This window comes from Paenibacillus sp. HWE-109 (assembly GCF_022163125.1).
GTDB lineage: Bacteria > Bacillota > Bacilli > Paenibacillales > NBRC-103111 > Paenibacillus_E.
Genome location: NZ_CP091881.1, coordinates 9,061,398 through 9,077,284, shown reverse-complemented (window position 1 = coordinate 9,077,284; position 15,887 = coordinate 9,061,398). Strand labels below are relative to the sequence as shown.

The window sequence follows — 15,887 nt, the reverse complement described above, 5'->3', positions numbered from 1 at the left end:
TTGGGAAGTTGGGGTTTGTAAAAAGCCGTCTTTTGTCCTTGTGGAAGCCGCCGCGAATGGGAAGGTTGCCTTGGTTGTTAGGTCACAACCAAGGATTCAGTTGCTTTTTCTTCGGAGCCTAGCTAAGAAGTCTTTCTTCAAAGCATACCCCGCAAGGTCTCCCCCCCTATTTTTTGATTTGTAATGCTTCGTAGTTTAAAACTGACAGAATGCACTCATGTTTGCCCTGTTACAACCATGCTTTCAGTATCTTTACTTCGAAGTCCGATCTGGAGAGTATTCTTCAGAGAATAACCCCACAAGATCATCCGCTCTTATTCATTCTCTTTTGAGAATAACTATAAGCAGCCGTCCCCTCCTTTATTGGTTGTCATGCTTCGAAACTGAAAATATCGACAAAATAACCCAATTACACTATTTTTTTGGTATGATATTCTTATACATATGTATCTGGTTCGTAGAAAGTTAGGACAAACAACCAAGAAGATAAGCCAATCTGTGAGGCTAGTTATGTGGGAGATAAGAGAGGTTTCATAAAAAGAATTAGCGACATATCTTGCTTCCCAATTCTAAAAAAAGAAACGGTCTGGATCAGAGCATTGAATCTAAGATTCAAACACTTAACAAAAGGGTGGATACAATATTAGACATTACTTGAAGGCTTTCAATGTAGCATCGACACAGGTGTTTCATGCATCTCTTCCGTGGGTCCATTCGAAAGGTAATAGAAATTAGGTTCTTGGCCACCAAGTCTGATCAGATAATCAAAGGAGCATTAATTAATGAATTCAAACCCAAATATAATCCTAGAAATTAGCATAATTATTTTAACTGCTTTATTAACAGGGGGGGTTACTTACTGGATTACCTTTAATAAGGAACATCAAGAAAAAAGGTATTCTGCCAACAAAGATCTTTTAGAAAAAGTATACGGACCTATAATGAAAATAATAAATCAATCAATATTCTCAGGTGACGGTTATGAAGGGATTAGAGAAAGCGATTTAATAAACTAATAGAACAAAATGCCGATGTAGTCGAGCCGCGGTTAGATGCGTATGCTTGGGGATTTAAAGAAGACATTGTTCATAACGATAGATCTGGTGAGCGGGGGCAGCATGAAATAATATATGACGAAGATAGAAAGTTCTTAAATTATTTAAATTACCGTTATAATTCTATTCGTAAGCTGGCTCATTTACCCTTTGACCCTAGTATTTTACGGAGTTGGTTTGATAGATTGAAAGACGAGTATACGGAAAAGTTCGTAAATACAAAAGAAAAAGATATAACAAAAATAAAAAATAGCGTAGGCGCCATTCTGTTGGGCATCCAATATTAACACTACTCTCAAGCTAAGGTCACTAAAGCTTCATTTGGGGGATGGAAATTAATTTGTACCTAAAATGAATTCAATCGAGGTGATATAGTGAATGTTTTTTATTTAGCAGAAAGGCATAGAACATTAAATATAACAGCTTATAAAGAAGAGTACAGAGGATTGGCGAGATGTGCAAGTTGCCATGTTCCAATTATATACATATCACAAACAAAAAATAGAAAAGCCTATTTTAGAACGTCTCCACTTAACTCACATAGCATTGAATGTGTTAGTGCGTGGACAGGGATTGACAATTTATTTATTGATAAGATAAACAAGAGTTCGTCTATTACTGAAATATGGCATGCTAAAAAAGAAGAATCTCCATTATGGTTTAAAACATATCCAACTTCTATACTACTTGCCATGGAATTAATAAATAAGGGGAAACTTTTATCAGAAATGAACTGGCGAACTTTTGAAGAGTTAGTTGGTCATTTATTAGAAAGTGAAGGATGGAAAGTGAGACTAACTAAAGCAACTCGTGACGGAGGGATTGATGTTATAGCTTGTAAACATCATGAAATTATTGGTGAAATTAAATCTATTTGGCAAGCCAAAAAATATGGTGTCAATAATTATGTCCATCTTAATCAAGTTAGGGAGCTATCAGCAATACGTGAAGATAATAACGCTACTAAGGCTCTTATAGTAACTACAAGTAGACTAACTAAAGATGCGCTGGACTATGTCAAACGCGATACTTATCGGTTAGGCTACAAAGAAAATGAGGATATGAAGCGATGGGTTGAAAATGTGTTTTATAAAGAATATAGAAATAATAATTAATGAACTTGTAATCTATATTATTGAAATAATGGGGATGAAATATGATGTTTGCAACAACACCAAAATCAGTTATTGAACTTGATCTTATGAAAAGATTAAAGAGTTACTTCGATGGTAATGCTTCGTGGAAAGAAACTGTCTTGAGTGATGAAGAGAAGATAAAATGCGGGTATTTATATACTGCCTTAGAAAAACTAATATCTATATCATTTTTACCAATTCTTAATCGTACCAATTCTCAAGAAATGAAATTTTTCACTATGCATGATGAAAACCATGGGTTAAAAGTCGCCCATTTAATGTGGAATCTTATTGCTCCTTCAAGAAGGCAAATGTTGACGCCGCCTGAAATTGCACTAATGACCGCTTCTGCATTTTTCCATGATTTAGGAATGGCTTTGAGCGAAAATGATAGAGCAGCAAGATTAGATAGCAATTCAGATTTGTGGGACAGACTGTCTCCACAAGAACAGAATAATATGGAGATACTTCGTCAAAATATTGGAGATATTAATCTGTCAGAAACAGATCGCAGAATCGCCCAAGAGAAACTTTTAGTGGCGGAAGAAGCACTGCTCTGTTTAGATACACGAGAGCGTCATGGATTAACCGAGAGATATACAGAGCTAATTAATGAACTCCAAAGATTGCATTTGCTTAACGAAGCAAGTTTACCCGACATTAAAACTTCATTAACTTTTGACGGAGTTTCTTTTCTTAATAAGTTAATTGATATTTGTGTAAGTCACAATCAACCTGCAAGCGTTCTTGTTGAACATGAAGAACACAATCCCGGTGTACTTCGATTTTCAGAGATGTATCCAGTTGGATGCGCAAACGTTGATCTTCAATTAGTGGCAGCAGCATTGAGGTTGGCAGATATCATGGATTTTGATCGTGAAAGGACGCCAGCAGTATTATTTCATTACCTATTACCTGAAACCTTATCTATACTGGAAAGTCGCTCTGTGTTCGAATGGAGTAAACATCTTGCTATTTCTAACTGGGAAGTTGGAGATTATTGTACTGTTTACCGTGGGCATTGCAGTAGTCATATCGTCCACCATGGAATTATTCAATTCTGTTCGGATATTCAAAGTGAAATTCTGTTTACGAGACAAACTTTTGAGTCTATGCATCGTCCATGGCCTTTCGCATTACCAGATAAAGTAGAGGCTAAATTAGTTGAGAATGGATATAGTTATGCGCCCTATAATTTTCAATTAGATCAGAACCGCATCTACCAACTACTTATGGGAAAAGGGATTTACAGTAAGCCAATTGTTGCAATAAGAGAGCTTATTCAAAATGCTGTTGATGCGTGTTTGCTACAAGATTCGTATATGGAGCTACACGATAAATACTATAAAAGGGGTAATGCAGGAAAAATTATTATTAGATATGAGGAAGGAACAAAGGATCATCCACTGCCTAGATTAACAGTTTTGGACAAGGGAGTAGGAATGGACAAATATGTACTAGAAAAATGGTTTTTAAATGTGGGGAGCTCATATTACTCATCAAATGAATTTAATGCTCATAGAACTCAATTAAGAAAGCATAACATTGACTTTGCTCCTGTTTCAGAATTCGGAATCGGATTTCTATCAACTTTTCTTTTATCTGAAAGGGTTGAGGTTGAAACCGCAATGTGGGATTCACCTCGCGGCGATCATGTGAAAAGAAATTTGCAAATCGATGGTCCTACTCGTTTAATCCGTTATCTAGAAACAAAAAATGAGGGACATGGTAGATTTAAAGGTACTCGTATAACCATGGTTCTATCTAAAGGAAACCAAGTTAACGAAAATCTGCCTCCTAGGTGGGATCAAATCAAAGATTATTTAGAAGAAGTATGCTTGCAGTTGCCCTATCGTTTAGAAGTGGAATATATTCGCAGTGATGGGCGTGTGACAAACGAGCACATTGATCCAATTTCAATGAAGGTTATCCTTCCTTATTTTTTAGAAGAGCAGTCAATAAGAATTAATGTTGACGATCAAACATCTGGACTGAAGGGTCAAATCGCGATCTTTAATCCTCGACTGGCCGAAAAATTACAAAAACAAATCTTACAAGGAAAACCCGAGATTCTTGTAAAAAATAGAGAAGAAGAATTTTACCATAATTTGGGAGATGGACAAAAATCAATAATGATTCGTGCTGGATTTAAAATAGGACAAGCCATTGGGCTCCCAGGTACATTAGATGGCCCAGCAGCAAGAGCGATACTTTCTTTACCTTGGGAGTCAATGAAGACACTTAGATATCCTATACCAAACTTATCCCGCGAGAGTGTTAATGAGGATAAGTATTTTAAAGAACAAGTTATTAGAATTTGGTTATCGTACATCATTGAAAATTCAGAGCAATTTGATAAAAATTTTATTAAACAGCTTATAATAAAAGACAATACTACTCCTTTTAGTGATGGTTTTATAAAAAGCTATTGGTTAGAAAAGTACAATGCATTTGAAATGTACTCCTTTAGCAAAATAATATTATGTGAAGAGAAATTTGCAACTGAGGATATGATAGAAAAGTGGGAACAACGAATCGGGGATCCTCTTCCATTTAAACAGGGGCTTGTCACTGATTATGTTTGTTACTTTATTATAAGGTTAATCTTACCTCACATATGTGAGGTACTCGTAGGCGAGGAAAATACAAAATTGTTACCTCCTGCTCAAGATTGGAAACGTATATTGAAAAATAATAAGCAGTTTATAACTAAACCTAAAAGATGGGGACTATTTGCTGCTTTTGAAAATGAAATTAATGATTATTTTTACTATAAAGTAGCATTTTCATCAAGTTATTTTAACACCAATTACCGCGAAAGACTTGAAGGTTTTACAGAAGAAGATATTACGGAACTATATAAAATGATTGAAAACATAGACTTTGCCATAAAATATGGTAGGAAAATTGATCTCTCAAAGTTCCAAGAAACTTTGCTCTCAAGAGCAAATAAATTAATTGGTGATTTGGCGTGTGGATCAAAAAAAGATGGTAAATGGCGAATAGGTGATTTATTGAGATAAGCACTCGATATTAGGGTCTTTGGCGATTAGCGCGATGAAGCAATATCAACCTATGTTAAGTAAACTCAAGTATTAGCCAAGTTCAATCTTTTATAGAAGTTTCTTGAAGAACTTGACCTTATTTGTGATACGGTTCACTTTACTCTGGACCTGCTAAACAGGCAAAAATGAACCCATTACAACTATTTATGAAATTCTGTCAGTTTCCAACTGCGAATCATCATAGTAAAACAAAGGGATGACCTTACGGAGTTATTCTCTGAAGAATACTTTCCAGATCGGACTTCGAAGTAAAGATACTGAAAGCATGGTTGTAACAGGGCAAACATGAAGTGCATTCTGTCAGTTTTAAACTACGAAGCATTACAAATCAAAAAATAGGGGGGAAGACCTTGCGGGTTATGCTTTGAAGAAAAAATTCTCTGCCTAAGCTTCGAAGAAAAAGCAACTGAATCTTTGGTTGTGACCGGACAACCAAGATCAACCTTCCCGTTCGTGGCTTCCGCAAGGACGAAGACTGCTTTTTACAAACCCCAACTTCCCAGGCTTCGCTTCTTCCGCTTTGGGGCTGGATACATGTTCATGCCCTGCTGGCTTGCCAATCCTCACCAATCCCTTATTCGTGGCAAACGGTTTCCTCGCCGATCGATTCCCCTTCCTATCCTGATGCCTGTCTGTCCAAGCGTTGTTTGGACAGACACTCGCATCAGGAAGCAGGAGAATCGACCGAGGAAGCCTGTGCAGCCGTGAATAAGGGCCAAGGTGAGGAGCAAGCCAGCAGGAGCATGAGCGTATCCAGCCCCAAAAGGGGGAAGGAGCGAAGCGCTATGGGAAGCGCGTTTGTAAAAAGCCGTCTGTCTTTGGCCGCGGCGCGAACGAGGGTTTTAGCTGCTGGCGGCAACCGAAACGCCTCATGCTGGATCTTATGAGCATAAATGGCTTGCCGCTGTGGATTCCCCCTGTGCAGGACAGCTTGCTTCCAACCGATTCTAACCGCGCCAGCGGGTCTACAGGCGGTTAACAAGCCAGCGTTCCCTGCAAGGGAATCCACTTGGGGCAAGGCACTGATCCGCGGGAGCGACTGTGTAGGCGGCCGGAGGCCTAGGCTTGGATCATTCAAAACTATGGTGATTGAGGGCGGGGAAGCGCCGCGGTACAAAAAAGAAACCTTGCGAGGGTTAGTCGCAAGGTAATAAATCAAGGTTCTTACTTCTTTAGTGTGTAGAAATTTTGAAATGATTCGTTAGTTAATTGGTTCTTTAAACGATCATTTAACACTTTCATCTTACAGATTTCCACTGCACTGATTCAGCAGTTACAAGCAATACAAAAGTGTTTGTAATTATTGAGTAATTACTTTGAACCTCCGATGTTGTAAAGACAATTTTCAAACAGTTGTCTGCTACATCGCTGACGTTGAGTATTGAACCATTTATCTCTTCGGAACAGTTGATCTGGGGTTCAATTTCATATGCTGTAACTTCAGTAAACTCAATGAATCCTGTTACTATTTCGGGGTCATTTTGTTTAAACCAACTCTGATCGTAATTACAAAGATCAATCTCTAACCTTAATCTAAATTGATTTGGTATATAAGTAAGGTTATTTATAACGCTATCATGTAAATTGAACAATTTTGTAAATTCGATTAGTTTCATGTCTTTCTCCTTTGCTTAATTACCACGGTTAACTATCGGTAATATGTGGGAGGCGGAACTTCCCTTAAAAGTAGCTTCTCCATCTCCTGTCAGATAGACATCATTCTTTTTATGTGTTGCAAAAGGATTATAAATATGATAGTGATCTTGAGCTTCAAAACCCGTTGCTCCTTCTCTACCTCCATCGAAAGAAACTTTTAACTTCATTGTCTCACTCCAAAAATCTCTACGATTACTATTCTGAGCCATCCTCGGGTCTGTAACATCTGCAAATCCTCTATCCATTAAATCATTAGGATTTTGAGGTAGGGTTCTAGCAAAGGTTTTATAATCATCTAGTGTTATACCAATGTTCCCAAATGGAACGGAAGACATAACGGTTGGTCCTTGTTGGATGATCGGTTGTTGTATAATTGTCGGCGCTTGATCTTGAAATGGAGTTGTAATTATTGTTGGCGCATTGTTCCCAAAGGTTGTTTGTGTAACAGACATTGTTTGTTGTTCAATAGGTGTAATGTAGACCTGCAACCCATTTGAGTCAACACCTGGTGGTGGATCTTGAACAATTGGCGATGGTACAGTTGAAATGGCAGTACCTACGACGAGAGCTCGATATAGCCAAATTAAAGCACTTACCTCACCGATACAAGCATCTTCAACACAATGCCCGCTCGGATCTGTATGTGTTAACGGATTATTCTCAACATACGTATAAAGGTTCAGCGACAATGGGTTGTTGATCTGCCCCTCATAGCTATCTTTCATTAATAAACCGCCCCATACTCGGGTCATACCATCTCGCACGTAAATATTGCAATCCTGTCGTACTATCCGTCATCTCGCCACTATAACGGAACGGCTGCGACACTGTTTCTTGAGTGGTAAGTGGATTCCCCCACATATCATACGTATAGGTGTTTAGCGTATTTCCGCTGGCATCGGTTAATCCCACAACATCGCCATGCCCATTAACTTGATAATACGCTTTATTACCATTAGCATCAACACGCGTGGCAAGTCCATTACCTCGAATGTAACGTGCTTTCATAGTTGCTGTACCATTCGCCGCTACTATACCTTCGGCAATCAGGTTAGCACCATCGTAATAATAGCGTGTAGTTTGTCCATTCTCGGTACGCTGGTACAGTAGCCCATCTCCATTATACTTGTATGCGACAACTTTACCATCGTCCGTGGTTACTTTCGTTAAGCGATTGCGATCATCGTACTCGTAGCTGGCTCCTGCTAGATTCGGTGTTTGACTACTTTGCAACGTTTGACGGTTTCCGCGATTGTCATACGTATACTTTTCTTGAAATTGGGTCGATGTATCAATCCGATTCAATTTGTCATATGTGTAGGAATTCGCTACGCCATTTTCGGTTTTGCTCGTTTGGTTACTGTTGTTATCGTATCCGTAAGCGAATGTGTTTACGTTTGCTCCACTGTTTTTCTTCTGCACAAGATCCGTAAGCTTAGCGCCATCAAAGGTATAGCTAGTCGAAATACCATTTTTCAGTGTCGTGATGTCGGCAAGTCCATTTTTCTTATACGTGTAGCTGGCTTCCCAGTTGTTCAGTGCTTCACCTACACCACTTAGACGATTCCGGGTATCGTAGCTGTATGCAGTATTCAAACCGAAGGGATCTATCATCGCTACCCGATTTCCTAATCCTTCACTTCCATAGGTGATCTTCATCGTTCGACCATCCGCGTACGTCATGGTGTCGAGTAAGCTTGTTGCCGGAACATAGGTATATACTGTTTTTCCAGTTCCATCTTGCATCCACAATCGTCTACCCGCAGCATCATAATCATAGCCGATGGTCTCATTAAGGGAGATACTCTTGGTCAGATCATCACGTGAGTTATACTGATACTCCAGCGTTTGACCTTTTCTATCGATCTGTTTGACCAAATTGCTATTGCCGTCATAATAATACTTGTCCATCTGACCAGCAGGATCTATTTTCTTAATTAATCGTCCCATTTCGTCGTACTGTTTCTGTACTTTATTGCCATCGGGGTATTGGACTTCTGTCAATTGATTGGCGAGACTATAGGCGTACCCGGTCGTATTCTTGTTGGCATCCTCCACAGAAGTCAGTCTGCCGAGTACGTCATATGCATACTTGGTTAAATGCGCAGGGTCGGCATCGGTCGCTTCCAGTGCATGTCCCACGTAGTCGTATTTTAGGACACTGGAGACGGGGATGATCTGTACGACATTGTTGACAACGTTCAAACGGACGACTTCCGTTGATCTTCCTACAAGATCATAGCTTTCCCGTACGCGATTTTGCTCCCCATCCTTGGCTGTCTTTGTACGGTTAATATCATCGTAATCTACCGATTCTGACGTATCCGGGTAAATAACTTGCTTTACACGACTCCAAGGATCATATTGATATTCAGTCGTATTTCCCCTCGCGTCTTGTGATTTCCACAAGCGACTGTATGCATCGTATTGAAAGCTTTGTTTCCCTGTTCCAGCACCTACAACTTGTGTATAGTCTTTGAGCCCAAATGGGTTCCACTTGGTGACTGTCTTCACCTTGGTTTGATCCGTGGAGGTTATCTGATTGTTAGTATCATTGTATTCATGGGTGATGAATTCAAGGTCCGGGAAGGTAGCTTGAGTCAATCTCCCTAGTTTATCGTACGCGTACCTCATAATCCCTTGCCGGCCATCGGTGTAGCTCGTCATTTGGCCTGTAGCTGCGTTGTAAGTCATGGTTTGGGAAACCGTGGATGACTTTGACTCCGCATCAAGCACGGTTATGGATTGTTTCGTCAGAAATGCTGACTGGTACTGAGGATCAAACTCCCGAGTCATGACGATATTTCGGTTATCATCTTTAATTGTTACGGTTTTTGCGTTGCCGAAGGTGTCATATTGATCATAGTTGACTTGGGCGTATAACTTCCCGCCAGCATTATTCTCTTTGACCGTTTGCTTCGTTACGCTTCCTTTATCATTGCGTTCTATTTCTATGAATTTGGAGCGTGATGGATCCACAGGCTGCTGGATGGACTTTAACCAGTTGGTTTTATCGATATACGTATACGTCGTCACGATACTCTCATTCAGTGGATTCGTTTCCGTCAGCAGGTTGCCGTAATCATCGTACGTTTGTTTGATTTTCACAGGCTGTGAGGTAGAGGTTCCGCTGGTAACTGTCGTTGTAATCTCTTTAGGTACAGCAATCTGCTTTCTGTTTTCGTCAAAGAGTTGTTTGGTCGTGCGTTTATCTGCTCCTGCTCCTGCTTCCTGCGTGATCTCATTATTGTAATAGACTTCTGGTGTGTTATCGTCGATATATTGTTTCGTATACGAATAGGTCGTTTTCTTCAAACCATCCTTCACAATCGTAGAAAAATCAAATGTAAGTTGCTGGTTGGCCCCACCGTCAATTGGATACTCAAAATCAACCCGATTGGACGTTGCAGACGGATTTCCATTCGAATAATCCACCACATCTTCTCTTGCTTTCACTCGATACGCGGTTTCCCATGCCTTATACCCTAACTTTCGATTAAATGATTCATAGGTGTATTCAGAACGTGCCTTGGTTGGGTGAAAGACTTGCTTCAGCAAAGCGACTTGATTCTCACCAATAGGAAATGGAGAATTGACTAAATCAAATGGTGCCGACTCTGTCTTATAAATATACTGCGTTGTTCTACCACCGCTATCCGTCACTGCGGACAATAAATCCATGCGTCCGAATTCGTCTTTCGTCTTCTGATACTTGACGCTGCGGTCACCTGAAGTAAGGACTACTTCATTACGCGTATTGTCATAGTTGATGTTGATTTCATTCCCTAAAACGTCTTTGATCTTGAACAATTGCTCACCGTAACCATTGGTAGCACCGTATTCAAATTGTAATTTATTGTCCACATATGCATCGTTGATCTGAATTAGCCTTCCGTTACTTGCAAAGTACTGCTTCCCACCATCGGCTGTTGTCAATGCATAGGCCGAAGCTACATTATTCACTCGGATAGAAGAATCATTTTGCAGTGTAAGGCCTTTCCATGGATAACCTTTCAGACGCAAATCACTCTCAAGCTCATAGGCGGAACCGCCAAATAGGTGGATAAATTTTTTGTTGTCTTTTTCTTCTATATACGGCAGATCCCATCTCCAGCCAGTTCCTATTGGAAATCTGGCCGCCATACTCGAGGCTACAGCTTTATTGTAGTAGCCTGGTCCTAAGTCTGCTACCCACGAACCTACTTGAAAAACTCGACCTGTAGGAAACAACTCTGCTTCAAAAACGACACCATCAATGGAAAAACGATCGATCAATATGGACTTTCCTTGGTAGTAGAACGCAGCGTACTTTTCTTCCAGTCTCTTTCTCGCCACATCATCTCCATACTCTGTTATGTATTCAGAGAATGGATTATCGTATCTGTACGATATCCCGTGATCCCACCAGATAAAGTAATTGTAGGTAGAATTGAAGGATTGGTTCGTCCCCACCTTTGTCCAGATATCCGGACCCATGCCATTCATGCCATATGCCGTCTTTTGCCACATTTTAATGGATATTTCCATCTCAGGCGCATAGATCACTCTTTTGAAACGCGTGCCCACGGCTTTCTTATCGAAGGAACTGGCAGTCGAGCTATCGTAGATTCGCTTCAATCCGAATGACATGCCGTTTCTTCCCGGAAGCGTCAAATCCACATTCTCTAATTGAAGACCGCCGCTGATGGTTGACACATTCTCATGTCCTGTTGCGATGGAATACGGCGCAATATCCACTTGGGTGTTCAAGCGCTTTACGGCTAATTCGTCATAACTTAAGGGATCATTGATTGAACTGCTCATCAGTTGTCGTTGAATTGGCGAATAAATGGAGTTCGTTACGGTATCATAGGTGGAGTTCGTCACACTACTATAGGTGGCAGCGGTGACAGTTGGCAGCGCTGCATTTGGTTGTTTCGCTAATTTAGCAGCTTTCCGAATAGCCGGATTGAGGCTGTCCAAACGATCTTCCATTGATTGTTCAGACGAATTACCGATCTGTAGCGCTCGATATACTTCCTTTAAGGAATAGCCTTTATTTAATTCGTCGATGATTTGCAGTTCTGTTACGCCGTATTGTTGGCTTAACCAAGGAATCGTTAGGATGTCGTTCTCTTGAAAAGTAGAAATGTCAGTGATCGGATTAACTATTCCATCGTTAGTGTTTGAGCTTGCAGCACTCGTTGTAACGGGAACAAAGAATAAAACAAGTAGGCTAAAAATGAGTGCGTAGACGGTCAGTTTTTTCATATCGGTTCCTTTCAATGCTGAATATTTGAAAACAGGTATTCAAGTTTCTAATGTATAATTTTTTTAATTAAGTTCCCGTTACTGTCATATTGAAATTCAATTGATTTCCCTGAAGGAAAATCCGTTCGTTTCAATTGACCGTTCTGATCGTATGCATTTACACGTTTATCAAGGTTTCCAATCACAAAATTTGTTCCACTCCAAACTGGAGTTTGCACACCGTTTCTCGCTGTGGATCTTATTGAAATCACATGGTTCCCCTCGTTTAAACTTGTCGTATCCAAGCTATAATGAAATCCTGCATAATGATTGTTATACGCTGGATAAGTACTATAAATATCATCACGAGTATCTCCATATATGGCTTGTCCCATCAAGATACCATCCACAATGATATCAACTTTTTCTACTCCGTTATTATCTAGAACCCAACCCGAAACATTTACGATTCCACTCAATTTACTTGTACTGGAGCTACTTGGATAATCTAAGAAGCATAAAGGTAAGTAAGTAGATATAGTTAATGCATTACTCGCAGCAGAAACGTTCCCCGCTGCATCCCTGGCTTTGACAGTAAAAGTGTAAAACGTCCCCGCAATTAAATTTGAAACCATATAGCTAGTTGTTCCAGTTGTAGATCCCACTAAAGTCGAGCCGTTATAAATATCATATCCTGTAACTGCTATGTTGTCTGTCGATGCTATCCAGTTCAAATTGATTGTTGTATTTGTCTTACTTGGAGATGACAAATTAGACGGTGTAGTCGGTGCAATAACTTCGAAATCGGCAGAATTAATTGTATAAATTTTTGTTGTTACATCATTTTTCAAACCATCAAATCCCCCTGTAATGATCACACGTCCATCTGATAAGATACTTTGAGAGTGTCTCTCCCTTGGCGGCATATTGGTTGTTAACATACTCCATGAGTTTTGAATAGGATCATAAAGATATGCTGTTGAATTTATGTTTCCCGAGCCCCCACCGGTCAATAATACTTTTCCGTTACGAAGTGTACTTAATTGATGGCCTCGCAGCCCTGTTGGCATCGGTGCAACTGTTGTCCAATGATTCGTATCAGGATCATACACATACGAAGATGGCTTTGGAGCCGGGAGTGGAGAATTGCTAATATCAATACTGCCCCACATACTAGCTTCAATCCCACCCGTTACTATCACTCTCCCATCATTCAACGTAACCTGAGAATGCATGAACAGCGCTACTGGCAAGGGAGCAACTTGTATCCATGAGTTTGTTGCGGGATTGTAAATTTGACAGTCTTTGCTCACATCTATTCTGTCTGAACTACTAAACGTTTCACCTCCTGTAACCATGACTCTTCCGTCTTTTAAAGTGCTTTGAGCATATGAACCCGATAAGTTATTAGCCATAGAAGCACCGCTTGTCCATGTATCATTTAAGTAATTGTAGAAGGATACCACATTGCCACTTACTTTTCTTCCTGTCACCATTACTCGACCATCAAGCAATGTACTTTGTCCTCGGCTGGATGAGCTTAGTCTCGATTTAGCTGTCCATATGTCAGATTTTACATCATATAAAAATACACTTGCTCCAAACTGATCATCTGTTACTGTGAGTAAAATGTTTCCGTTCGGTAAAAGACTCTGACCACTAGAGTTGGAATAACTAGTTGGAATATTTTTGCCGTTAAAAGTTGAAATATCGCTTGTACTCAGGAGAGCATTTGAAGCTGGTTGCGTCAATGCCGCAACTTCGCCGATTGGCCTTGTAGACTGGCCTAGAGTCTCCAAATTTGCAGTGGCAGCAATCCCCGCGCTGGACAATGCAACTACACCTCCAAACGGTATTAATCCAATTAATAATGAACCTAACACTAAACTACATACTCTCTTTCTCCATTTCCAAGTCATGTTATGACCCCTTTCGATATTTAATCCCAACATGTTCCACTATAGCGCACAAATGTTCCCCATAACAATTGTTAGCTTTGTCGTATAGAGTCGAATTCAATAAAATTTACACTAATTTTTTTCATAAAAAATAACCCTCTTAACTATCAGGAGGGTTACCATCTATACAATGCTATACTACTAAGCATTTCTATATATCCTTACCACGCACTCCACATGTGTTGAGACCGTGAAAGGAATATAATGGTTTCAATTTTATATAAAGATTAGTACAAACTCAAAACAAATAAAAGACTCGTTTTATTACTTAGATAATTTCGCAATATTGCGTTTTTCAAAATCCTTTAGACTAGGAAATTTCTTTCCGTATTTATATAAATAATACTTCCTAACAGCATTTTGATTTGTGCCGCGACGATCATCAGTTTTCAATATTTTTAGTAATACGTATGTTGCAAAGTCATTTGAAACGAACAGATCTAAATTAATATTAAATCTACGCTCAATTCTATTGGCCTTTGAAGTCCTACTGTTTACAGCTTTTTTCTTGCTTGTGATACTTGATTGTTGAATTAGAAAATCTTTATAGCTCTTTTTATCCATATGATACTCAGCTCCTTTGAGAGCATAATATCATAAAATATTGTAGTCGAAAATTGATTATGAAATAGCTAAACACATGCTGCAATTAGTAGCAATGAAAGGCTTGTTTTATTGCTTTTTGTTGTTTGGATTGTTTATCGAATATTTAGAAGTTGGTGCGTCTTTTCTTTTTCTCATCCTTCTGTTTATATTCCATAGATTAACCTTTTGACTGTTGTCACCTTTGAGTAGATCGTGAGCAGTATGATGACAGCTTTCGCACAAGTAAATAAGATCGTTTAGTCGTTCGTTTCCGACTCGCTTATAAGATTTATGGTGCAGATTTAATTTGAATTTGGACTTACATACATTACACTCATTCTTAAATTTTGAAGCCGCGTACCTTCTTCGGACGTCTTTCCAATGCTCACTGGTTAAGTATGCTTTATATGACATGAAAGTTTCACCAGTATCATCGCAAATTATAGGAACTTAATCATAACCATTCGATTCACTCCAGCATTAAAAGAAATTATTTTATCATTCACTATCATCTTTTTTATACTTATCGACGAAATTTTGCAAAGGCTCCAACAATTTCTCTGCCTCATCAACCGGAAGATATGCATTAAATTCCTCATGAATCAATCCATTCTTCTTAGAAACATAAAATGATTCTAAGTTAAAAAGCTCATTTTGATCATGAAAAGCTTCGAATATTTTTCTAAATGATTCAGTATGTTCATCTTCTATAAGCACATAATCCAAGACACCGATTCTCTTTTTTGTAAATTCGTCTATTGGAGTTTTTCTTCTTTCCCCATATTTCTGTTCAATTTTCAACTTCCCATATTCTTCTAATTGCCCAAGGAGAAACCCTAAAGTAGCAATATCAATTTCGATACCACGCTCATCCACAATCTTGGCAACTAAAGTATCTGAGTTGAATTCAATCTTCCAATTTGAATTCTCTAACGCCTCTATCTGCTTTTCGAATAGGGATCTTGAATCATTGTTGTTCATTAATACACATCTCCCACATTAATTTCATTGAAATATATGTTTTATTACGACTTACAGTGATAACTTTCAGTCGGTTGATTTATAATCCATTCCAGCATTTCAATTTGTATTCTGATTTCCTCAGTATCATTTAGCTTCTGTAACTCTCGCAGTTGGATTAATTTGGCCTTTACTTGATTTTCAGTTCTCATGTTGTCTCCTTTGAATTTTTAATAAATAACT

The 15,887-nt window shown here is 39.1% G+C and carries 10 protein-coding genes; 3 read left to right on the top strand and 7 right to left on the bottom strand.

All coding sequences use genetic code 11. From position 1 onward, the window contains the following. The first annotated feature begins 782 nt into the window (after window positions 1–782). The 3 genes from LOZ80_RS39095 (at window position 783) to LOZ80_RS39085 (ending at window position 5,214) form a co-directional block, all read left to right on the top strand. Complete coding sequence (locus tag LOZ80_RS39095) at window positions 783–1,016, top strand: hypothetical protein (RefSeq protein WP_238169517.1); 234 nt, start codon at window positions 783–785, stop codon at window positions 1,014–1,016. A 413-nt stretch (window positions 1,017–1,429) separates the two neighbouring features. Beyond that, entirely contained in the window at window positions 1,430–2,170 is a 741-nt protein-coding gene (locus LOZ80_RS39090; RefSeq protein WP_238169516.1) for a restriction endonuclease, read from the top strand. 41 nt (window positions 2,171–2,211) lie between these two features. Continuing rightward, the gene (locus tag LOZ80_RS39085; RefSeq protein ID WP_238169515.1) at window positions 2,212–5,214 is read left to right on the top strand and encodes an HD domain-containing protein; all 3,003 of its coding nucleotides are present in this window, start codon (window positions 2,212–2,214) and stop codon (window positions 5,212–5,214) included. A 706-nt stretch (window positions 5,215–5,920) separates the two neighbouring features. On the opposite strand, the gene LOZ80_RS39080 is transcribed toward LOZ80_RS39085, so the two are convergent. The 7 genes from LOZ80_RS39080 to LOZ80_RS39050 form a co-directional block, all read right to left on the bottom strand. Beyond that, window positions 5,921–6,415, bottom strand: a complete 495-nt coding sequence (locus LOZ80_RS39080; RefSeq protein WP_238169514.1) for a hypothetical protein — start codon at window positions 6,413–6,415, stop codon at window positions 5,921–5,923. A gap of 79 nt (window positions 6,416–6,494) precedes the next feature. Then, entirely contained in the window at window positions 6,495–6,872 is a 378-nt protein-coding gene (locus LOZ80_RS39075; protein ID WP_238169513.1) for a hypothetical protein, read from the bottom strand. Window positions 6,873–6,887: 15 nt separating this feature from the next. Continuing rightward, on the bottom strand, window positions 6,888–7,637 hold the full coding sequence (locus tag LOZ80_RS39070; RefSeq protein WP_238169512.1) for an RHS repeat-associated core domain-containing protein: 750 nt from the start codon (window positions 7,635–7,637) through the stop codon (window positions 6,888–6,890). Beyond that, window positions 7,627–12,162 (bottom strand): RHS repeat-associated core domain-containing protein, encoded by a 4,536-nt coding sequence (locus LOZ80_RS39065; RefSeq protein ID WP_238169511.1) that lies wholly within the window; start codon window positions 12,160–12,162, stop codon window positions 7,627–7,629. Before LOZ80_RS39065 ends, LOZ80_RS39070 begins: the two co-directional genes overlap by 11 nt. Before the next feature lie 47 nt (window positions 12,163–12,209). Further along, on the bottom strand, window positions 12,210–14,060 hold the full coding sequence (locus LOZ80_RS39060; RefSeq protein WP_238169510.1) for a Kelch repeat-containing protein: 1,851 nt from the start codon (window positions 14,058–14,060) through the stop codon (window positions 12,210–12,212). Between the two features lie 303 nt (window positions 14,061–14,363). Further along, window positions 14,364–14,663 carry a hypothetical protein gene (locus LOZ80_RS39055; protein WP_238169509.1) on the bottom strand — a complete coding sequence of 100 codons (300 nt, stop codon included), beginning with the start codon at window positions 14,661–14,663 and terminating at the stop codon, window positions 14,364–14,366. Window positions 14,664–15,182: 519 nt separating this feature from the next. Continuing rightward, window positions 15,183–15,665: a hypothetical protein gene (locus LOZ80_RS39050; protein ID WP_238169508.1), complete on the bottom strand. Its 483-nt coding sequence runs from the start codon at window positions 15,663–15,665 to the stop codon at window positions 15,183–15,185. Between the last annotated feature and the right edge of the window lie 222 nt (window positions 15,666–15,887).